General features: G+C 73.9%; 17 protein-coding genes. 8 read left to right on the forward strand and 9 right to left on the reverse strand.

What is annotated here, in order from left to right; all coding sequences use genetic code 11:
- The first annotated feature begins 285 nt into the window (after positions 1-285).
- A complete protein-coding gene (locus ACFWP2_RS11910; RefSeq protein ID WP_380450380.1) occupies positions 286-1,302 on the forward strand; it encodes an alpha/beta hydrolase in 1,017 nt (338 codons plus the stop codon).
- Positions 1,303-1,334: 32 nt separating this feature from the next.
- Here ACFWP2_RS11910 and ACFWP2_RS11915 read toward each other — a convergent pair whose 3' ends face one another.
- Both ACFWP2_RS11915 and ACFWP2_RS11920 read right to left on the reverse strand, forming a co-directional pair.
- Complete coding sequence (locus ACFWP2_RS11915) at positions 1,335-2,399, reverse strand: BTAD domain-containing putative transcriptional regulator (protein WP_380450233.1); 1,065 nt, start codon at positions 2,397-2,399, stop codon at positions 1,335-1,337.
- Positions 2,400-2,620: 221 nt separating this feature from the next.
- Positions 2,621-4,699, reverse strand: coding sequence for a transglycosylase domain-containing protein (locus ACFWP2_RS11920; protein ID WP_380450234.1), 2,079 nt, complete (start codon positions 4,697-4,699; stop codon positions 2,621-2,623).
- A gap of 238 nt (positions 4,700-4,937) precedes the next feature.
- Here ACFWP2_RS11920 and ACFWP2_RS11925 point away from each other — a divergent pair, with 238 nt between their 5' ends.
- Positions 4,938-6,065, forward strand: coding sequence for a hypothetical protein (locus tag ACFWP2_RS11925; protein WP_380450235.1), 1,128 nt, complete (start codon positions 4,938-4,940; stop codon positions 6,063-6,065).
- A 128-nt stretch (positions 6,066-6,193) separates the two neighbouring features.
- Here the strand turns inward: ACFWP2_RS11925 and ACFWP2_RS11930 are convergent, their stop codons facing one another.
- The 4 genes from ACFWP2_RS11930 to ACFWP2_RS11945 form a co-directional block, all read right to left on the reverse strand.
- Positions 6,194-7,093: a Gfo/Idh/MocA family protein gene (locus ACFWP2_RS11930; protein WP_380450236.1), complete on the reverse strand. Its 900-nt coding sequence runs from the start codon at positions 7,091-7,093 to the stop codon at positions 6,194-6,196.
- Between the two features lie 134 nt (positions 7,094-7,227).
- Positions 7,228-7,908 (reverse strand): O-methyltransferase, encoded by a 681-nt coding sequence (locus ACFWP2_RS11935; RefSeq protein ID WP_380450237.1) that lies wholly within the window; start codon positions 7,906-7,908, stop codon positions 7,228-7,230.
- Between the two features lie 113 nt (positions 7,909-8,021).
- Positions 8,022-8,690: a DedA family protein gene (locus ACFWP2_RS11940; protein WP_380450238.1), complete on the reverse strand. Its 669-nt coding sequence runs from the start codon at positions 8,688-8,690 to the stop codon at positions 8,022-8,024.
- A 202-nt stretch (positions 8,691-8,892) separates the two neighbouring features.
- Positions 8,893-9,708, reverse strand: a complete 816-nt coding sequence (locus ACFWP2_RS11945; protein WP_380450239.1) for a class I SAM-dependent methyltransferase — start codon at positions 9,706-9,708, stop codon at positions 8,893-8,895.
- A gap of 562 nt (positions 9,709-10,270) precedes the next feature.
- Here ACFWP2_RS11945 and ACFWP2_RS11950 point away from each other — a divergent pair.
- From ACFWP2_RS11950 to ACFWP2_RS11960, 3 genes are all read left to right on the forward strand, one after another.
- Positions 10,271-10,831 (forward strand): pyridoxamine 5'-phosphate oxidase family protein, encoded by a 561-nt coding sequence (locus tag ACFWP2_RS11950; RefSeq protein ID WP_380450240.1) that lies wholly within the window; start codon positions 10,271-10,273, stop codon positions 10,829-10,831.
- A gap of 112 nt (positions 10,832-10,943) precedes the next feature.
- On the forward strand, positions 10,944-11,909 hold the full coding sequence (locus ACFWP2_RS11955; protein WP_380450241.1) for a helix-turn-helix transcriptional regulator: 966 nt from the start codon (positions 10,944-10,946) through the stop codon (positions 11,907-11,909).
- Between the two features lie 399 nt (positions 11,910-12,308).
- Positions 12,309-14,504 carry a hypothetical protein gene (locus ACFWP2_RS11960; protein WP_380450242.1) on the forward strand — a complete coding sequence of 732 codons (2,196 nt, stop codon included), beginning with the start codon at positions 12,309-12,311 and terminating at the stop codon, positions 14,502-14,504.
- A gap of 132 nt (positions 14,505-14,636) precedes the next feature.
- Here ACFWP2_RS11960 and ACFWP2_RS11965 read toward each other — a convergent pair whose 3' ends face one another.
- Together ACFWP2_RS11965 and ACFWP2_RS11970 are read right to left on the reverse strand one after the other, a co-directional pair.
- Complete coding sequence (locus ACFWP2_RS11965; protein ID WP_380450243.1) at positions 14,637-15,635, reverse strand: BtrH N-terminal domain-containing protein; 999 nt, start codon at positions 15,633-15,635, stop codon at positions 14,637-14,639.
- Positions 15,632-16,438, reverse strand: coding sequence for a MerR family transcriptional regulator (locus ACFWP2_RS11970; RefSeq protein WP_380450244.1), 807 nt, complete (start codon positions 16,436-16,438; stop codon positions 15,632-15,634). Before ACFWP2_RS11970 ends, ACFWP2_RS11965 begins: the two co-directional genes overlap by 4 nt.
- A gap of 370 nt (positions 16,439-16,808) precedes the next feature.
- Between ACFWP2_RS11970 and ACFWP2_RS11975 the strand changes: the two genes are divergently transcribed.
- Positions 16,809-17,756 (forward strand): hypothetical protein, encoded by a 948-nt coding sequence (locus ACFWP2_RS11975; protein ID WP_380450245.1) that lies wholly within the window; start codon positions 16,809-16,811, stop codon positions 17,754-17,756.
- A gap of 59 nt (positions 17,757-17,815) precedes the next feature.
- Here the strand turns inward: ACFWP2_RS11975 and ACFWP2_RS11980 are convergent, their stop codons facing one another.
- Positions 17,816-18,394 (reverse strand): TetR/AcrR family transcriptional regulator, encoded by a 579-nt coding sequence (locus ACFWP2_RS11980; RefSeq protein ID WP_380450246.1) that lies wholly within the window; start codon positions 18,392-18,394, stop codon positions 17,816-17,818.
- An 85-nt stretch (positions 18,395-18,479) separates the two neighbouring features.
- Here ACFWP2_RS11980 and ACFWP2_RS11985 point away from each other — a divergent pair, with 85 nt between their 5' ends.
- Positions 18,480-19,361 (forward strand): SDR family oxidoreductase, encoded by an 882-nt coding sequence (locus ACFWP2_RS11985; RefSeq protein ID WP_380450247.1) that lies wholly within the window; start codon positions 18,480-18,482, stop codon positions 19,359-19,361.
- Positions 19,362-19,561: 200 nt separating this feature from the next.
- The gene (locus tag ACFWP2_RS11990; protein WP_380450248.1) at positions 19,562-20,413 is read left to right on the forward strand and encodes an SDR family oxidoreductase; all 852 of its coding nucleotides are present in this window, start codon (positions 19,562-19,564) and stop codon (positions 20,411-20,413) included.
- Positions 20,414-20,553 lie beyond the last annotated feature (140 nt).

The raw sequence follows: 20,553 nt of genomic DNA on the forward strand, positions 1-20,553 counted from the left end.
CGGTGCACCGACCTTAGCCCCGCCGAGGCGGTCGTGTGGCACGCTTCCCGGCCCCCTTCCCCGGTGGGATCCATCCGGATCCCCCTTGTTCCGACGGATGTATGACGATGCGTCAGGTGACCGATGGATGCCGGGGCGCCGGGCGGCGGGCGTCATCGGGATGTCATCGACCGCTGCCACGGTCGTCCGGTGACTTCGGTCGACCAGCTCATGAAGGGGAACGGCGTGACGAGGACAGTGAATCGGTGGCGGCTGGTGGTGGCCCTGGTGGCCGCCACCCTGGCCATGGCCACGACGGCGGGTGCGACGAGGGCCGGCGGCAGTACCGGAGGACCGCCGCCGATGGCGGACGGGTTCGGCCTGACCCAGATCGAACCCGCCGTGGGCGGCCCCACCGACTTCTACCTCACCGTGACCACACCCGAGGTCGCGGGGAAGCACCACATCAAGATCATCCTGCCGAGCGGCTACTACGACTCGGCCAGGCGCTACCCGGTGCTGTACTTCCTGCACGGTTCGCCCGACGATCCCGTCAACCAGACCTATCCGGCGCTGTCCGCCTCCCGTGCGATGATCACCGTCGTCCCGGACGGCGGCGCCCGCGGCTGGTACGCCAACTGGCTCGACCAGAACACCCCGGCCGGAGCCCAGAACTGGGAGAACTTCCACCTCCAGCAGGTGATCCCGTTCATCGACGCGAACCTGCGGACCGTCGCCACCCGCAAGGCCCGAGCCGTCGCCGGTGTCTCCATGGGCGGGTTCGGGGCCTTCCACTACGCCCAGGACCACCCCGAGCTGTTCAGCCAGACCGCCTCCCTGTCGGGCGGCATCGACCTCTCCACCGACTCCATGGACCTGCGGCTGGCCGTGGTCGCCTCCCTCACCGACGCGCCGGGCGTGATCTGCGGCCTGTCGTCCGGCTCCTGCGACCCCGCGAACTCCCCCTACAAGCCCGCCGTGGACAGCGACGCCCTGTTCGGCTCGCCCTACCCGGTGTTCGGCGCGGACTGGCGGTGGAACGACGCCGACCCGTCACGGCACATGGACAGGCTCGCCGGAGTCGGGGTCTCCGTCTACGTGGGCAACGGAAACGGCGACGTCACCGACGGGGAGTTCTGGCTCGAAGGCGCCGCCCGGCACGTCAAGGACGCCATGGACGCCCTCGGCATGCCCTACCACTACGTCGACTACGGCGACGGCTCCACCTGGGGCACCCACTGCAACGGCCGCCACAACGGCGGCTGCTGGGCACAGGACCTCCGGGACCTGGTCCCCCGGCTGGAAGAGGCCTTCGCCTCCTGACCCGACGCGGTCCGCAAGGCGCGCCCTCGGCCTCACCGGGTGACTCCGGTGGGGCCGGGCCCGGCCTCGTCCCCACGAAGGATCATCCGGTACGTCCGGCGCAGCATCCGACCCGGTGGAACCCCCACCTCGTCGGCCAGCCGGCGGCGGGCGCGGTCGAACACGGCCAGGGCTTCGGCCCGCCGGCCGCAGTGGTGCAGCGCCCGCATCAGCATCGCGGCCACCAGCTCGTTCAGGGGGTGCTCCGCGGACAGGGGGAACAGTTCGGCGACCGCCTCCGAGTTCCGGCCCAGACGCAGCTGCCACTCCAGCTTCCGCTGCGCGACGGCGATCCTGCGCTCGGTGAGCCGCAGCCGCTCCAACTCGGCGAACGGGCCGGGCAGTCCGGCCAGGAGTTCCCCGCGGAACAGGTCCAGCGCCTGGGAGCAGAGGCGGACCGCCTCGGCGGGGTCGCCCACCCGGTCGGCCGCCCCGGCGGCGGTGACCAGGTCCTCCATCCGCACCAGGTCCACCTCGGCCGCGCCGGAGACCAGCCGGTAGCCGCCCCGGTCGTACTCGATCACCGAGTCCGGACTGTCCCCGATACGCAGGATCTTGCGCAGCCGGTAGATGTGGACCGGCACCACGTTGGCGGCCGGCGGCTCCAACCCCCAGACGCCGTCCAGCAGTTCCTGTCGGCTGAGGGCCCGTCCCCCGCGCAGTGCCAGCGCCGCCAGCACGGCTTGCCGGCGTGGATGCCCGAGGTCCAGGGACCTCCCGCCCTGCCACGCCCGCAGTGGTCCGAGCACGGCGATCCGCACCGCGGGCCCCGCCGTTCGACCGGTGGTGCTCCCCGGCGCCGCGCGCACCGGCTGCGCGCGGGGGCCGCACCCCGGGGCGACCAGCCCGCAGTCGAAGGCGTGGACGATGGCGGCGGCCCGGTCGCGCAGACGGAGTTCTCCGAGGATCCTCGCCAGGTGCGCGGCCACGGCGGCCTCGGAGATGGCCAGGGCGGCGGCGATCTCGTCGTCCCTCAGCCCGCAGCCGACCGCGTGGAGCACCTCGCGTTCCCGGGGCCCGAGTTCGGCGGCGCCCGGCCGGCCGGTGGTCGTCGGCATCGCTGCCCCCTCGACGAGAGTCCCGCTCAGGTTCCCCAGGTCCGCACACCGATCCCGCACCACGCGGACCGTTGCGAGGCGGACGTTACCTCCTCGCGCGGGACTGCAAACCGCAGGACGACGCCCGGGCGGCCGAAATCCGCCCGGTCCGAAGGGCCGCCCCGACCGGACGCCGGCCGCGGGACCCGTCACTTCCACGGGCCCCGCGGTCGCCGCCCGGCCTACCGGCCGGGGGCCGTCGTCTTCATGTAGGCCGTCCAGATGCGGGCCGGCACGGTGGCGTCGGAGGTGTCCGGGGTGGCGCCGCCCAGGCCTTCGAGGGAGAGGAGCTTCATGTCCTTCAGGTCCGCGCGGAACACGGTGACCGCCGTCGACAGCTGCCCGTTGTAGCCGACGAACCACCCCGCCGTACGGTCCGTGGTGGTGCCGGGTTTGGCGGCCAGGTTCGGGCCCGCCTCCGCCGCCGGCTTGGCGGCTCCGTCGCGGACGGAGCCCTTCAGTGCCGCGTCCACGTCGCCGGCGACCGACGGCGTCAGTGCCTGGACGGGGGTCGGCTGGCGCAGCGGGAGCTGGACGCCGTTGCGGGAGATCCGCAGCACCGAGTAGGGGTCGGTGTGGGTGCCGCCGGCCGCGAAGGCGGCGTACGCGTCGGCGGTGCGGAGGGCGCTGGGGGTGGAGTTGCCGACGCCGAGGGCCGGGACGAGGTCGCCGAGGGTGTTGGGGAGCAGGCCGAGGTCGGTGGCGGTCTTCTGCACCCTGTCCAGGCCGACGTCCATGCCGAGTTGCATCAGCGGCCCGTTGACGGACTGCTCGACGGCGTTCCGCAGGGTGACGGTGCCCCAGTTCCGCTTGCCGTCGTTGGCGGTCTTGACGATCTTCCCGTCCCGTCCCCAGTACGGCCCTTCCGGGGTCATCACGTTCACGCCGTCGTCGCCGTTGTAGGTGGTGGCGGGCGTGACCGGGGTGCGGTCGCCGCCCCGCTGGCGCTGCACTCCCTGGCCGAGCCCGGCGGCGTACACCACCGGGGTGAAGGCCGAACCGATGGGCACCGTCGTGGTGTTGGCGTTGTTGAAGCCCTGCTTCAGGTAGTCGGGGCCGCCGTAGAGCGCGACGACCCGGCCGTCCGGGGCCACCGAGGCGGCGCCGACCTTCAGGAGCTTGTCGGACTCCCGTTTGTCCGGGTCGATCCCCGCGGTGCCCTCCTGGACGGCGGCCGCCAGGGCGTCGACCCTCGACTTCTCGAAGGTGGTGTGGATCTGGTGGCCGCCGAGGTCGAACTGGGCCGGGGTGATGTCGCTGTGGCTCTCCACGTACGCGCGGGCCATGTCCACCAGGTACCCGGTCTGACCGCTCAGCCCCGCCGACTTCGGCTGCGGCCTGGGTTCGGGGAACACCGTGTACCGGGCGCGTTCGGCGGCGGACAGTCTGCCGACCTCCACCATCCGGTCCAGGATCCAGGACCAGCGCTCCTCGGCCCGCTTCCGGTTCTCCGGGCTGACCGCCGGGTCGTACTGCCCGGCGCCCTTCAACAGGGCGGCCAGGAAGGCGCCTTCGCTCGGGTCGAGCTGGGAGACGTCCTTGCCGTAGTAGGCGGCCGCGGCGCGCTCGATGCCGTAACTGCCGCGCCCGAACCAGCTGGTGTTCAGGTAGCCGGCCAGGATGTCCTGCTTGCTCATCCGGTCGTCCAGCTTGATCGCGATGGCGATCTCGCTGAGCTTGCGGGACATGTCCTGACGCTGGTTCAGGTAGATGTTCTTGACGTACTGCTGGGTGATGGTGGAACCGCCCTGGGTGTCGCCGCCGGTGACCATCTGGACGACGGCTCGGCCGATGCCGGTCACGGAGATGCCCGGGTCGGTGTAGAAGGTCTCGTTCTCGGCGGCCAGCACCGCCCACTGCACCGGCTCCGGCACCTGGCCGAGCGGCACCTCCTGCCGGTTGGTCGGGCCGATCCGCGCCATCTCGGTGCCGTCCGCCCAGTAGTAGACGTTGTTCTGCTGGGTGGCGAAGGAGTTGAGGTCCTCCGGGACGGCGGTGTTCAGGTAGAACCACACCATCCAGCCCGTCAGCGCCGCCGTTCCCGTCCCGGCCACCAACAGCAGCTGCCGCCAGGAGGGGAGCCAGCGGCGGACCCCGCGCCGTCCGCCGCGCGGGTAGTCGATCCGCAGGGCCCGGCGCAGGAACGGGCGCCGCTCCCGGGACGGACGCTCCTCCCGTAACGGCCTCCGGCGCGGTGGGAAGCGCCACCGTCGCCGCCCGGTCTTCTCCTCGTCGGCCGCGCCGTCTCGCTGAGCACGCACAGTCCGGTCTCCGATTCGCTCGTGGGCCTGGTCCTCCGTACACATAGACGCGGTGGGAACATCAGTACGTATGCCTGGTCGCGGTGTGATCATGGTCATACTCCGCGCGACGGACGGCCGACCATGGCCGACGGACGGCCGACGGACGGCCGACGGACGGCCGACGAACGGACGACGGACACGCGCCCCGCACCGGACCCGGTCCCCGGCCGCCCCGCCGTACCGCCAGAATGGCGCCATGAGGATGATCCAGACCGCGCTCGGCGCGATGCTGCTCCTGCTGATCGTCGGCAGCATCCTGCGCACGCTGGTCGTTCCGCGCGGGCTCTACTCGGCACTGGTGATGCGGCTCTGGCGGATGCTGCGCACCCTGCTGCGGCTGACCGCCGGGCCCGGCCGCGGCTACCACGCGCAGGACCGGGCGCTCACCTGGCTGGCGCCGCTGGTGCTGCTGGGCATGCTCGGGGTGTGGCTCAGCTGCATGCTGACCGCCTACACCCTGCTGCTGCACGGCACCTCCGAGCTGAGCTGGTCGGTGTCCGTGCGCGAGGCCGGATCCAGTCTGTTCACCCTCGGCTTCGCCAGCGGCGAGCGGCTGCACCTCTCCGCGATCGACTTCATGGCCGCCGCCAGCGGCCCACTGGTGATCGCCCTCCAGATCTCCTACCTGCCGACCCTCTACGCCGCCTACCAGCGCCGCGAGACCGAGGTGACGCTGCTGCAGTCCCGGGCCGGCGAACCCGCGTGGGGCCCCGAGCTGCTGGCCCGCCAGTCCCTGGTGGACACCGAGACCGCGCTCCCCCAGCTCTACCAGGACTGGGAGCGGCTGGCCGCCGACATCGGCGAGAGCCACTCCAACTACCCGGTGCTGCTCTCCTTCCGCTCCCCGCAGCCCAACCGCAGCTGGGTGGTCGGACTGATCGCCGTGATGGACGCCGCCGCCCTGCACCTGGCGCTCTGCCCGCGCTCGGCCCCGCCCGAGGCCCGGCTGGTGCTCCGGGCCGGCTTCACCGCGCTGCGCGACATCGCCCGCTCGCTGCGGATCGACTTCGATCCGGACCCGGACCCGGACGTCCCGATCCGGCTGAGCTACGCCGAGTACCTGGGCGCCGTCGCGATGATCACCGCGGCCGGGTTCCCGCGCGAACGCCCGGTCGAGGAGGCCTGGGCGCACTTCCACGGCTGGCGGGTCAACTACGAGGCGCTGGCGTACGAACTGGCCCGCCGCAGCGACGCCGTCCCGGCGCTGTGGACCGGCCCGCGCGACTTCCGCGCCCCGGTCATCCCGCCGGCCCGACCCGCCGACCGCCGGCCGTCCCCGACCCCGCCGCCGGCGCCGCCCGGGCCGCAGCTGCCGCCCGCCTGAGCCCGACGCTCGGGGACGCGGCCGACGCTCAGGGACGCGGCCGACGCTCGGGAGACGCGGGCGCGCGGGAGACGCGGCGGGGCCCGGTGCGGATCCACCCCCGCACCGGGCCCCGCCGCGTCGACCGCTCAGACCTCCACCGGGCCGCCGCTCGCCAGCGACCGCTCGGCGCCGACCAGGATCTCGACCACCCGCAGGCCGAAGTCCGCCCCGCAGGGGTGCGGCTCGCCGGAGGCGGCGGAGGCCTGCAGGGCGTCCAGCGCCCGGTGCAGGGCCGCGACCGGGCCCTCGCCGCGCGGGGGCAGCTCCACCACGCCGTGCTCGCCGCGCAGCTCCATGCCCGTCCCGCCCGCCGCGAGCGGCGCGGTCAGGCTGAGCGCGAGCGTGCTGGAGGCACCACCGGCGTGCCGCACCACCAGGTGCACGGTGTCCAGCGGTCCGGCCGTCGCCGTCACCTGCGTCGCGTCGCCCAGCACCGGCAGCAGCACGGACAGCGCGTGCGGGCCGACGTCCCACAGCGCGCCCTTCTCCACCCGCCACGGCGAGGCCGCGTACGGGCTGGTGCTGCCGGGGGCGAACACCGAGCCGAGCCAGTCCGAGCGGCCGGTGAACCAGCCGCCGAGCTCCGCCTGGCGCTCGATCCACGGGATCTGCTCGCCGCCGAAGCGCACGGTGAAGAAGACCACCGAGGCGACCTTGTGCTCGCGCACCGCCTCGGCCACGGCCTCGGCGTCCGGCACGGTCAGCGCGACCGGCTTGTCCAGCAGCAGGTGGCAGCCGGCCTCGGCGGCCCGGACCGCGAGGCCCGCCTGCACGGTCGGGGGCAGCGCGATGGAGACCGCGTCCACCTCGGCGAGCAGCCGGTCGAGGTCCGCGTACCCGGGCACGCCGTGCGCGGCGCCCAGCGCCTCGGCGGCCTCCGGCCGGCGGCCCCAGACGCCGGTGAACTCCAGCCCGGGGTGCTCGGCCAGGACGGGCGCGTGCACCCGCTCCGCCCAGGGGCCGGTTCCCAGCAGTCCGATCCGCACGATCTCTCCGTTCTCCGATGAGCGCGATTGAGCGCAAGTGGTGTGTGCCGGCGCCCGTGGGCGCGAGCGGGGTGTGAGCGCGAGCGGGCCCGAGTGAGCCGCCGCAGCGCTGGTGGCCCGAGTGAGCCCGGGCTTCAGCCCCGGACGCGGGCCAGGGTGAACCCGTCGTAGCCCTTGCTGCCGACCGTCTGCACCGAGGTCGCCGTGACCCTCGGCTCGGCCGCGATCAGGTCGTGCAGTGCCCGGGTGCCGACCACCGTCGGGTCGATGCTGGCCGCGTCGGCGACCGCGCCGCCGCGCACCACGTTGTCGACGATGATCAGCGAGCCCGGCCGGGTCAGCTGGAGCGCCCGGCGGAAGTACTCCGGGTTGCTCGGCTTGTCGGCGTCGATGAAGACCAGGTCGAAGGGCTCCGCGCCCCGCGCCGCCTGCTCCACCAGTTCGGCCAGCGAGTCCGCGGCCCGGCCCACCCGTACCTCGGCGACCCCGGCCAGCCCGGCGGCCGCCAGGTTGTCCCGGGCGACCTCGGCGTGCCGGGGGTCGAGTTCCAGGGTGAGCAGGGTGCCGTCCGCGGGGAGCGCCCGGGCCAGCCAGATCGCGCTGTAGCCGCCGAGCGTGCCGACCTCCAGGATCCGCTTCGCGCCCTGGGTCAGCGCCAGCAGGTGCAGCAGCTTGCCCTGGTTGGGGGCCACCGCGATCTTCGGCAGCCCGGCCGCGTCGGCGGCGGCCGTGGCGCGCTCCAGCACCGGGTCGTGCCCGACCAGTTGCTCGGAGAAGTAGGCGTCCACGGCGTCCCAGGTCGGCTGCGAAGACATCGGGCCCTCCGGAGTGCAAGATCGGCAGTACGCGACCGATGCTACTCCGAGGGCCCGAGGGCGCCACGAGGGTGGCTGTGGACGACCGGTGCGAACCCGGCCGGGCGGCGGGGTCAGTCGGCGACCGGCTCCTTGGCCCCGGCGGCGGCGGCCTTGGCCGCCTCCTCCGCCTCGATCTTGGCGTGCGTCTTGGCGGCACGGCGCTTCATGATCCAGGCCGAGAGCAGGCCGATCACCAGCGCCGCCCCCAGGCCCGCCCAGGAGAACCGGGCCAGCCAGGGCTCGATGCTCTTGCCGACCTTGTAGACCAGCATCGTCGTACCGCCGGCCCAGACCACGCCGCCCAGCACGTTGGCGATCAGGAACTTCCAGTACGGCATCTTCAGCGCGCCCGCGAGCGGACCGGCGAAGATGCGCAGCAGGGCGATGAACCGGCCGAAGAAGACCGCCCACATGCCCCACTTCTGGAACGAGCGCTCGGCGGTGGCGAGGTGCGAGGGGCCGAAGTGCTTGGGGAACTTGCGTCCCAGCTTCTCGAAGAGCGGCTTGCCCCCCTTGCGCCCGATCGAGTACCCGATCGAGTCGCCGATGATCGCGCCGGCGATCGCGAAGCCGGCGACGCCCCACGGGCTCACCACGCCCTTGACCGCCATCAGGGACGCCGTGACCAGGGCGATCTCGCCGGGCAGCGGAATGCCCAGCGACTCCAGCCCGATGATCAGACCGATTACGGCGTACACCGCCGTCGGTGGAATCCCCTCGATCCAGGCATCGATGTGCAAGGCCAGTCCCTCCGTGGCAGGACGGGACCGGCCGCTCTCCCCCTTGGAGCCGCGTGCCCGTCCCGGCATTTCGTCCGATGGCGGCACGCAGGCCGCTCCCCCGGAACGAGCCTAACGTGCCGGGCGGCCTGTCCCCCCGGCCGATCACCCGTGGTTACGACGTACGCCCCGGGGCCATGGTTCCAGGTTGACCAGCGTTTCTTCAAGATTCGGCAAAACGCAGGGCGACCACGGACGGGCGCTGCTTGATCCAGCGCGCGAGCGGCAGCAGGGCGCTCACCGGCAGGCGCCCGCCCTGCGGGTACACCTCCCGGACGTCGGTGATCCCCGGGTGCGCGGTGGCCAGCAGCCCGCGCTCGTCCGCGTCCATCCCGAACGGCATCGGCGGCGCCTGGTAGTACCGGTCCCGCAGCTTGCCCTCGACGGCCCGCCTGCTGAACCAGCGCGGCACCGCGTCCAGCACCATCGCCCCGCCGGGGAAGCGCTCGGCGCAGGCCGCGATCAGGTCGCGGACCTCCCGCGGCCGCAGGTACATCAGCACCCCCTCGGCACTGATCAGCACCCCGTTCGCCGGGTCCACCTCGTCCGTCCAGCCCGGGTCGGTGGCCGGGTGGGCGACGATCCGGTGCCGCTCGTCCGGCGGCAGCAGCCTCCGCCGCAGCCCGGCGGTCTCCGCCAGGTCCACCGACAGCCAGCTCGCCCGCCCGTTGTCGACCCGCCAGGCCTGGGTCTCCAGGCCGTCGCCGAGCCCGACCACGGTGCCGCGCGGGCAGCGGGTCAGGAAGTCGGACACCTCGCGGTCGAAGCAGGCCGCCCGCAGCGCCTGGAGCTGGCTCACCAGTGCGTTCTCCCCGAACCGCGCCGCGAACGGGAAGTCGATCCGGTCCACCAGCTCGACCGCCTTCGGGTCCGGCAGCACGGTGTCCGGCCGCCGCGCCTCCACCGCCCGGTGCCACAGCGTCCACAGCGCCGTCTCCGGCACCTGGCCCAGCTCCGGCCGCACCCCGCCGCCATTCATCGCTCGCTCCTTCGGACGTGGTCCCGTCGCGCGGCCGTCGCGTTCCCGCCGCGTTCCCGTCATGGGCATGAACCCGCCGATTCTGACACCCCGTCCGCCCCTCCCCTCCAGCCGACGCGCCGACCGGCGCGAGGGGGCGGATCCGGCGGCCGAGGGGCGCAGGCGGCACGACGCGCGCCCGGTGACCGACCGGCGACCCGCGACCCGCGACCCGCGCCCGGCGACCGACACCCGGCGACCCGCGCCCGGCCCCGCGGGCTCAGGAGGTGTGCTTGGTGACGAAGTCGGCGATGGTGTCCTGCCCCACCCGCACGCCCGGCGCCCACGGCCCCGTCGCCGCCTTCGGACTCGAGGCGCTCACCCTCGGTGCCACCCGGGCCGGCCTCCGCCGAGCGGGTCGTTGCTGATTCTCCGGAGCGCGGAAGTCACCGGGGAAACACGACAGGAAACACGACAGAGGATGTCGGGTTCAGCCGGGACAGTGGTGCCACCGGCCGGCGCCGTGGTGACGCCGGCCGGGACGACGCACAGCACTGACGACGTACGGAAGCAGGACCCCCTCATGCGCGAAACACCCGACGAGCTGCGCCGGCTCCAGGCCCTCCTCGACACCTCGCTCTCCCGCTCCACGGCGCACCTGCGGTCGATCATCAGCAGCGAGCGCACGCTCACCGCCGGGCAGCTCACCAGCGTGCTCACCGGCATGCGCACGCTCGCGCTGTCCACCGTGACGGCGAAGGGCGAGCCGCGGATCAGCGGCGCGGACGGGCACTTCCTGCACGGGAAGTGGCACTTCGGCACCGCGCGGGGTGCCGCCAAGGCCCGGCACCTCGCCGCCCGGCCCGCCGCCAGCGTCGCGCACCTGCGCGGGGAGGACCTCGGCGTGTTCACCCACGGCACCGTGGAGGTCCTCAACCCCCTCGGCGGCGAGCCGGCCGCCGACTGGCCGGACCTGCTCGCGTACTTCCGGGACTTCTACGGCGTCGACGCCTTCGACTGGGAGAACGACGTGGTCTACTACCGGCTGCACCCGCAGTGGATGACCGTGTTCGCCCCCGACTACGCCAAGCTCGTCGGGTCGGCGGACCAGGAGGACAAGGAGGACAAGGCTGACGGGGCGTAAGCCCGCACGCACCGGCCCCGCACCTGTCGGACCCGCCCGCGAGAATGGCGTCGGCGCCGCCCTCGGACCCAGCGGGCGCACGCGACGACGACGGACGATCGGAGGGAGCGACGTGCGGGCGAGCCGGACCATCGCGCTGCTGCTGCTCCTCCAGACCCGGCGGGAGATGACCGCCGCGGAGCTCGCGGTCGAGCTGGAGGTCTCCGAGCGCACCGTGCAGCGGGACGTCGCCGCGCTGGTCGAGGCCGGCGTGCCGGTGTACTCCGAGCGCGGCCGCGGCGGCGGCTACCGCCTCGTCGACGGCTACCGCACCCGCCTCACCGGCCTCGAACGCGCGGAGGCGGAAGTCCTGCACCTGGCCGGACTCCCGGGCCCGCTGCGCGAGATGGGCCTGGCCGGGCAGGCCCTCGCCGCCCGGCTGAAGGTCGCCGCCGCCCTGGGCGACGCCCCCGCCGCCGCCGTCCGGCGGTTCCACCTCGACGCCCCGGCCTGGTTCCGCGAAGCCGAGACCCCCGCGCTGCTCGCCGAGGTGTCGCGCGCCGTGTGGGAGGACCGCGTCCTCCACGCCCGCTACGCGGCGCGCGGCGGCACCCGGGACCGGCGACTGGAGCCGTACGGCCTGGTCCTGAAGGCCGGGCAGTGGTACGTCGTGGCGCGCGGAGCGTCCGGCCGGTTCGGCTCGTACCGCGTCGACCGCTTCGAGACCGCCGTGGCCGGGGACGAACGGTTCGACCGCGACCCGGAGTTCGACCTCGCCGACCACTGGGCCGCGGCGGCGCGGGAGTTCACCCGCGCCCTGCTGCGCGAACGGGCCCTGGTGCGGCTGAGCCCGCTCGCCGTCGAGAACCTCGCCGTCCTGCTGGAACCGGTCGCCGCCGCCGACGCCCTCGCCACCGCGGGCGTCCCGGACGCCGACGGCTGGGTCACCGTGACCCTGCCGGTCGAGTCCTGGGACATCGGCTACCTCGAACTCCTGCGCCTCGGCCCGGAGGCCGAGGTCCTCGACCCTCCCGGACTCCGCGCCCGCCTGGCCGAAGCCACCCGCCGCGCCGCCGCGCTCTACGGCCCACCACGCTGAGGCCCCGGGCGAGCCGAGCGGTTGACCGGGCGCGTCCGTCCGATGGGCGATCAGTGACGCGACGCGCGACCGGACAGGGCCGTGGTGATCCCTGCGGCCCCGTCAGCCGACCGCTGGAGGCGGCTGTCCGTCGACGCGCCGACGCGCGGCCGCCATCGCATTGACCCAAACGGATCAGCGTGTGACATATTATTCCCCGGCGGATGAATTCGGACTAATCGCCCTGAACCCGCCCGGAGGGCATCCCCTCACCCTCCCGTACCCTCAAGCACTTCCAGGAGCCCAACCTTGAGCGACCGCATACCATCCGTCACGAACGCGGTGCGGCCGATACCCGGTGTCCGGGCCCGGCGTGTGCCCGGTCGTGCCGTTCTCGGGGCTCTCGCCACCACGACGCTCGTGCTCGCGTCGTCCGTGCCGCTCGCCGTACAGGCCGCCGCGGCACCGTCGGCGAAGGCCGGCCCGAGCGGGAGCGGGGCCGAGCGGCCGATCGGTCCGAAGCCGGCGCTCGACCTGCTGGCGCACGGCAACCTCACGATGGCGTCCAACTCGGTGGTCTCCTGCGACCCCGAGGACAGCGACTGCGACCTCAACGCCTACAACAACAACCGGGTCAACTGGGTGAAGAGCGACCCCCAGGCCCCCGGCAACACCGCCTCCGCGGCCACCCTGACCATCCCGCCGGGCGCCAAGGTGCTCAACGCCCGGCTCTACTGGCAGTCGAACCCCGTCGGAACCTCACGCCTGTCCACCTCCGGTGACGCCTCCAAGGCGAACCAGGTCGAGCTCAAGGTCCCCGGCGCCACCGGCTACCAGCGGCTCACCGCCGACACCTACGACTGGTTCGACCAGAAGACCGGCGGCACGCCCCCGGCCCCGCTCACCGCCCACGCGGGCGTCAAGGACGTCACCGACCTGGTGCGCGCGGCCGGTTCCGGCGAGTACACCGTGGCCGACATCCAGGCCTGTCAGGGCCGTTCCTCCACCTCCGACTTCGGCGGCCAGAACGTCGGCTGCTGGGGCGGCTGGTCCCTGGTCGTCGCCTACGAGGACCCGAAGGAGCCGCTGCGCTACCTCCAGGTCTGGGACGGCTACCAGCTCGTGCGCCCGCCCACGCCCAGCATCACCATGACGCTCGACGGCATCCGCACCCCGGCCGGCCGCGCACCGGCCGCCACCATGGGCGTCATCGTCGGCGACGGCGACGCCCCCATCGCCGGGGACTCCCTGGAGGTCGGCCCCGACGCCGGCAAGCTGACCCCGCTGCTCATGCCGACCGCCACCGGACCCGCCCCCGACAACGCCTTCACCAGCCGCATCGACAAGGTCGCACCCGACGGCACCGCCACCAACCTCACCGACCGCAACCCCGCCACCGTCAACAACGTCGGCTACGACGCCCGGATGATCGACGTCACCGGCAAGCTGCCCGCCGGCAGCAAGCAGGCCGTGCTCAAGGTCACCGGCGAGGGCGACGCGCTGCACCCCCAGGCCGTCTGGCTCGCCGTCGAGGCCCTGGAACCCGACCTCCAGGTCGTCAAGGCCAACAACCCGGCCGGTACCGTCACGAACAGCCCGGCCGGGCTCGTCGACCCCGGGGCCGAGATCACCTACACCTTCACCATCGCCAACCGGCACCCGGACGGCAGCACCGCCGACCTCGACACCGCCACCGGCGTCACCCTCACCGACGTGCTGCCCCAGGGAACCAGCTACGTCGACGGCTCCGGCACCGGCTGCACCGCCTCCGGACGCAACATCACCTGCCCCACCGCCGACCTCGCGCCGGGCGCCGAGACCACCGTCTCCTTCCGCGCCAAGGTCGACGCCGGCCTCGCACCGGGCACCAGGCTCGACGACACCGCCTCCCTCGCCTACCGCGGCACCCAGACCGGCCGCGAGCAGCAGCGCACCAGCAACACCGTGCGCAACACCGTCGCCGAGCACGCCGGCTACCGGGTCGCCAAGACCGCAGACAAGAGCCAGGCCGCCCCCGGCGACACCGTGACCTACCACGTGGACGTCACCAACACCGGGAACAAGCCGCTCACCGCACTGGCCGTCACCGACGACCTGAGCGCCGTCCTCGACGACGCCGCATACAACGGCGACGCCACCGCCACCCTCGGCACCCCGTCCTACACGAAGCCGGTGCTCACCTGGACCGGCGACCTGCCGGTCGGCGGCACCGCCCGGATCACGTACACGGTGAAGGTGACCGACCCGGCCACCGGGGACCGCACCCTGCGCAACACCGTGGTGGCCGACCGGCCCGGCGGCAACTGCCCGCCCGGGACGACCGCCGGTGAGTGCACGGCCACCGTGACGGTGACCACCTCCTCACCGACCACCTCGCCCACCGCCTCGCCGACGTCCACGCCGACGGCCACGCCGACCACCTCGCCCTCGTCGAGCGCGACCGACGGCAACGGCACCGGCCCGGCGCCCACCGGCAAGCCGCAGCAGCCCGGCGGTGGCGGCGGTCTCGCCGCCACGGGCAGCCAGGTCGCGCTGATCGGCGGCATCGGGGCCGCCGTCCTCCTCGGCGGCGCGGCGCTCGTCCTCGCCTCCCGTCGCCGGCACCACCGGCACTGACACCCCGTCCCGACCCTGACCCGAGGGCGGCCACCGGACCCCCGGTGGCCGCCCTCGCGGCTGCCCGGCCCAACGGCGGCGCGAGCATCTACAGCGCACGGACCCTCTTGGAGCCTGTCAGGGCCGAACCGTTCACGGGGTCTCATGTCCCAGGCGGACCAGTGCCTCCATGGCCTCGCGCTCCACGCGGGAGAGGTCGCCGAGGACCGAGCCGGCCTGGACGAGGCACTGCGCGTCGCCGACGTCACCGGCCTTCCTGATCAGTGCCGCTGCCTCCGTCCACAGGACGGCCGCCTCGGTGTACAGCGTGTGGCCGGTGCGCAGGTGGCCGCTGTCGAGCAGGTCGGCGCATTCGGCGAGGAAGTCGCGGTAGAGGTTGCGGAACAGGGCGCCGCCGGTGCCGGCCTTCTCCATCAGCAGGGCGGCCTGCGGCAGGTCCCGCTGGGGGTCGTCGGTGCGCTGGAGCCAGGTGGGCACCAGCTTGCCGGCCTTCTCGATGCCTCGGTGGCCGAGGTTGGCGATGGGCGGGTTGAGGAAGGCGTCGGCGCAGGCGGTGATCGCGGGGACGATCCGTGCGGGTGGGGCGGGCGGGTTCCGTGGAGCGGTGAGGGTGAAGGACCGGTGTCTGGCGGTCATCGGGCCACGCGCGGCCCTGGCCCGGGCGAGGCTGGTCAGGCTGGTGGAGACGGCTCCGCCTTGCTGCTCGGTGTCCACCAGGTGGGCGTCGTGGTCGTCGTAGCCGTACATGGCGACGACGTGGCCGCCGAAGTGGACCTTCGAGCCGAAGTAGTCCAGGTGGTAGCTGTCGAGCTGGAGTCCGACGGGGTGGCCGGCGTCGATCGCGGCCGCCACGTCGTCCCATGCCTTGCGCGCGGAAGTGGTCTCCCGGACCCGGAGTTCCAGCCCGAGCCTGGTGGCCAGGTTCCTGGTGAGGTCGAACGGCTTGACCCGTCCCCCGAGGAACGGGAAGTCCATGTTCCTGCCGTCCCAGTAGAGGAAGGACAGGCCGGAGCCGAGGCCGAACAGCATCGGCTCGGACAGATCGAGTCCTTGGTGCCGCAGCAGCACCCCCAGGGCCGTCGTCTCGCAGTGCCGCGCACCGCGGGCATCGATGTCCGTCAGCGTGGTCATGCCGTGCTCTCCTGGACGGGGAGGATCAGTCGGGTCATCAGTTCTTCCTGTGGTGCCTCTGCCGGCCCGACGAGGTACGCCTCGCGGACGGGTGCCCGCGGGCGCAGCCCGCGTTCGTGGACGGCGGCGAAGAGCGCGTTGTAGGCCAGGGGAAGGTGCGTGTAGGGCCCGATGTGCGTGGTCTCGGCGACGAGTCCGCCGGGCAGCACCTCGCATTCCAGGCCGGGAATGCCTTGCCCCTGCGGGGTCTGCGCTCCGACGGCGATCTCCATCCGCTCCTCCAGGTCCAGCGGGTACAGCCCCCACAGCGGCGGCTCCCACGCGGTTCCCGTCCTGCCGAGCACGGGCAGCAGCCGGCCCACGCACTCCCCCACCCTGGTCCCGATCTCCGCGGGGGTGCAGACCGCCCGCACCACCGCCAGCCGTCGCTCCGGCTCCCTGCCCAGGGCCACCTCGTGACCGGGCAGACCGCCCTCCGCCAGCCGCTCCAGCATCGTCAGCCGGGCCTGGTCCCTGCTGATCCGCTCGGCCAGCCGGTCCCGCTCGGCGCGCAGGATCCCCGTCCTGTGCTCGGGCCCGGCGGCCAGTGCCCGGGCGATCACGGCCAGGGGGAGATCCATCTCGCGCAGCAGGGCGATGGTCAGCGCGTCGCGCGCCTGCTCGGGTGCGTAGTAGCGGTAGCCGGAGCCGGCGTCCACGCGGACGGGAGCCAGCAGCCCCACGTCGTCGTAGTGCCGTAACTGCTTCACGCTGAGGCGGCACAGGCGGGCGAAGCGCCCGATGGTGAGAAGTTCGTCTCGCACACCGTCATGGTGGACCCTCCCACGGTGGGAGAGTCCAGCGCCGGGCTCCTCCCCTGCTCGGCACCTCGAAACGCCTCGTCAGCGCTATGCGTCATATGTACGGGGGTTACTACTGCGCCCCCTGTCGGCCTGTCACTCGAAGCGGCGATCTCCGTGCGGCGGCGCCACGGGTGCGCCGACCGGCGTTCGGGCCGCCGGGCGGCCGACCGGGGCGGCCCGAACGCCGGAGGAGTGTCCCGAACCCGGTCGGTCACGGTTCACCCGATGGGCTGAACGCGGACCGGCCCCGGGCGGCCGCGACCGGTATACGTGACGTGATCCACCGTTCGGAGAGACCACCTGCTTCGGAGAGACCACCTGCGAGGGGCCCATGACCGATACGGCCGACACGTCGTCGAGGACGGCCGCCGGGACGCTGCCGTCCGCCTACGCCCCCCGGGTGGCCCTGATCCGGGGCGCCATGGAAGCCGGGGACACGGCCCTCGCGGCCCGCCTCGCCGAGGAGCTCCACCGGCACGTCGCCCTGGAGCACGGCGCGCAGCACCCCGAGGCGCTGCGCGCGCAGGAGGTGCGGGCGTACGTCGCGGCGGTCGGCGGCGATCCGCTGCGGGCGGCCGACCTGTTCAGCATGGCCGCCGCCGCGTGGGCCGGCCTGGGCGCGTCGGAGCAGTGGGCGGCGTCGCGCAACGCGGAGATCTGCCGGCGTCGGGCGGAGTCGGCGGCGGCCGCCCCCTCGGCGGTCCCCGCCGCCTCAGCGGTCCCCGCCGCCCGGCGCCCGCCCGGCTGCCCGTCCCCGGTCCGGACGTTCGGACGCGGCGCCGTCGTCGCGGTCGCCCTGGCGACGGCACTGCTCTCGGGAGCGGCGGACGCCGGACCGCGGGCCTACCTCGGGACGGGCCCGCGACCGGTACCCGACGACCAGCCGGTCGCCCCCGCCGTGCTGGGCGCCCTGGAGCGTTCCGTACCGTCGGCCTCCCCCGCGCCGGGCCCCGTGCCGCCGCCCCCGCCGGCGCCCGCGCCGGCGGGGACGGAGCCGGCGGGCGAACAGCAGGACCCGGGCGCGGCCCCGGACGGAGGCGGGCCGCGGACGGAGCGCACCCCGGGGCCGGGCCCGGGGCGGCGACCGGGCCTCCCGGCCGGCGGCCCGCGACCGCGGCCCGCTCCCGGCGCCGGGCGGCCGTACGGCGGCCAGGGCGCCGACGCCGGCTCGGACCCGTGCGACGCCGCCCGCGCGTACGGCGGCCCGCTCCTCGGCTCCCTCGTCGAGCTGTGCCACCGCGCCGCCGAGGCCTCGGGCAAGCGGCCACCCGCACGCTGACCCCGTCCTCGCCGTCGTCCTCGTCCTCGGGCTTGGCCGACTGGACGCTGCTCGTCCGGTCAGCCCAGCGAAGCGCTCGCCGCTCGCAGTTCGTCCAGGGCCGCCAGGGTGTACCCGGCGAGCTCGCCGTCGGCGCCACGGGCGTCCTCGGCCCATTCGGCGTACCCCCGCTTGAAGGCGAGGACGCCCAGCTCGCCCGCGAGGGCCGCGGTCGGATCGGGTACGCCGCGGGCGACCAGAGCGGCTGTCATCGCGGCCGCGAGACTGACGGTCTTGAGGGTGTCACGTTCTTGGAGCTCGGTGCTGGCGGCGACGGCCGCCTTCAGGCGGGGGGCGAGCTCGCGGCTGCCGGGGCCCATCGTGATCGCGGCGCGCTCGAGACCGGCGGCGACCGCCTCGAGCGGGGTGGCGTCACCGGGCGCGCCGGCGATCCCCTCGGTCAGCAGCCGGCACAGCGTCTCCTGCCCGGCGACCAGCAGCTCGCGCTTGTCGGGGAAGTGACGGAAGAAGGTGCTCTTGGTGACCCCGGCGCGCTCGGCGATCTGCGCGACCGTCGTGGCGTCGTACCCCTGCTCGGTGAACAGGTCGACCGCGGCCACGACGAGGCGTTCACGCGCACCTGGTTCCCATCGACCCATGGGCTCAGCATACGTGATGGGACTCTTGTCCCATCACTCTGCTACGGTGATGGGACAAGAGTCCCATCACTTCTGGGAGGGTTCCATGCGCGTCTTCGTCACCGGCGGCACCGGTCTGATCGGTTCCGCCGTCGTCGCCGAACTCCTCGGCCACGGCCACACCGTCCTCGCGCTCGCCCGCTCCGACGCCTCCGCACAGGCCGCCGAGGCGGCAGGCGCCGAGCCGCTGCGGGGAGGCCTCGCCGACCTGGACGTCCTGCGCTCCGGCGCCGCCCGGGCCGACGGGGTGATCCACCTGGCCTTCGGCAACGACTTCAGCAGCCCCGAGGCCCTCGCCCGGAACGTCGCCGAGGAGACCGCCGCCCTCACCGCCCTCGGCGAGGAACTCGTCGACAGCGGCCGCCCCCTGGTCACCGCCTCGGGTACGCCCTGGGTGCCGGGCCGCGCCTCCACCGAGGCCGACCCGGTACCGACCGACGGGCCCGTCGGCGGCCGCGGTCGCACCGTCACGGCGGTCCTGGGCCTGGCCTCGCGCGGGGTCCGCAGCACGTCCGTACGCCTGCCGCGCACGGTCCACCACGCGGGCACGGGCGGGTTCGCCGGTCTGCTGACCGACATCGCGCGCCGGAGCGGGATCTCCGGCTACCCCGGCGACGGCACCCAGCGCTGGCCCGCCGTCCACGCCCTCGACGCGGCCGTCCTCTTCCGACTCGCCCTGGAGCGGGCACAGGCCGGCACCGCCTGGCACGCCGTGGCCGACGAAGGGGACGAGGTACGGGACATCGCGGCCGTCATCGGCCGACGGCTGGGCCTGCCCGTCGAGTCGGTGCCGGAGGAGACCTACGGCCCGCTCGGCCCGATCTTCAAGGCCGACCAGCCCTCGTCCAGCACCCGCACCCGGCAGGCGCTCGGCTGGGAGCCGAAGCACCCCGGCCTTCTGGAGGACCTGGAGAACCTCCGGCCCTGACCGGCGACCGACGATCGGGGCGAACCCGCTGCCGGCGCTCGCGTCGGCGGCGGAACCACCGCCGACCACCAGGCCCGCCGGCGCCGGTCCACCCCCCGGTGTGGCGCGACGCAGCTCGCAACCCGCGTGGCAACGACCCCTCTCGCGCCCACCCGCGCCGATGCGGCCGTTCACGTTCACAACAATCAGGAGGTTCCATCATGGTGGCAGTCGTCCTAGGCGCTCGCGGTAGCGTCGCTCGTCATGTGGCCGACGGCCTGCTGGCCGCCGGTGAGCGGGTCAGGGCGGTCACCCGGACCCCGGCCGCGGGTGTGACGCCCGGGTGCGAAGCAGTCGTCGCCGACCTGCACCGTCCCGAGACGCTGCCCGCAGCGTTCGACGGCGCCGACAAGGTGTTCCTGTACGGAATGCTCGACCCCCAGAAGCCGTACGACATCGAGAAGGTCGCCGCGGCGGCCGCGGCCGCGGGGATCCGGCAGGTGGTTCTGCTCTCGTCGGTGGCGGTCGTCCTGGACCCCGACGCCGACCACCCGGTCGCCCGCCTGAACCGCACGATCGAACAGGCCCTCCAACGGTCCGGCATGGACTGGACGTTCCTCCGGCCCGGGACGTTCGCGACCAACACCCGCACCTGGTGGGCCGAATCGATCCGCACCGACAACGTCGTCCGCCTTCCCCACCCGCTCGCCCAGTCGGCACCGGTACACGAGAAGGACATCGCGGCGCTGGCCGTGACCGCCCTGACCGAACCGGGCCACTCGCACCAGGCCTACACCATCCACGGGGCCGAGTCCCTGACGCTGCGACGCCAGGTCGAGCACATCGGCGAGGCCATCGGCCGTCACATCCGGGTCGAACACATCTCCGACGAGCAGGCCCGCGCGGAAGTCGCCAGAACCATGCACCCGGTCGTGGCCGAGGCGATCGTGAGCCAGTGGGCCGCCGCCGACGGCGTCGTGGCCGTGACCTCCGTCATCACCGAAAAGATCACCGGCGCTCCGGCACACACCTACGCCCAGTGGGCCGTCGACCACGCCGACGACTTCCGCTGAGGCCGACGGCTTCCGCCGAGCTCGTCGTGCTGACGAGCCGTACGGGACCGTCTCGGCCCGGCACCCCGATGTGGGGCGGCAAGGCCCGCTGGAGCCGGGGCGCCGGCTCGAAGCCGGCGGATGCGGGGTGGGGTTATCCC

Origin of the sequence: Kitasatospora sp. NPDC058444, from assembly GCF_042721415.1 — a bacterium.
In the GTDB taxonomy this organism is placed as follows: domain Bacteria; phylum Actinomycetota; class Actinomycetes; order Streptomycetales; family Streptomycetaceae; genus Kitasatospora.